The organism is Massilia sp. NBRC 108631 (assembly GCF_059704565.1).
In genome coordinates, this window is sequence record NZ_BAAKJE010000258.1 from 1 (window position 1) to 338 (window position 338).

At 53.8% G+C, this 338-nt stretch carries 2 tRNA genes and 1 rRNA gene; all 3 read right to left on the reverse strand.

Features of this window, described 5'->3' with window-relative positions:
• Window positions 1-38 precede the first annotated feature (38 nt).
• Window positions 39-114, reverse strand: a tRNA-Ala gene (locus AC6H42_RS27915).
• 20 nt (window positions 115-134) lie between these two features.
• A tRNA-Ile gene (locus tag AC6H42_RS27920) sits at window positions 135-211 on the reverse strand.
• A gap of 64 nt (window positions 212-275) precedes the next feature.
• A 16S ribosomal RNA gene (locus AC6H42_RS27925) occupies window positions 276-338 on the reverse strand; the annotation flags it as partial.

Below are 338 nucleotides of genomic sequence, written 5' to 3' on the forward strand. Positions count from 1 at the left end.
TACACTTACCGAAAACCCGTAGTCTTGAGTAAATGCAGTGGTGGAGGATGACGGGATCGAACCGACGACCCCCTGCTTGCAAAGCAGGTGCTCTCCCAGCTGAGCTAATCCCCCAATGGCATTACCAATGAGACTGGTAGGGCTGGTTGGACTCGAACCAACGACCCCCGCGTTATCAACACGGTGCTCTAACCAGCTGAGCTACAGCCCCATTACTGTTCCTTAATCTTCAACAGCCGATAAGTGTGAGCGTTTGGCGTGGCGCCATACTCTAGAAAGGAGGTGATCCAGCCGCACCTTCCGATACGGCTACCTTGTTACGACTTCACCCCAGTCAC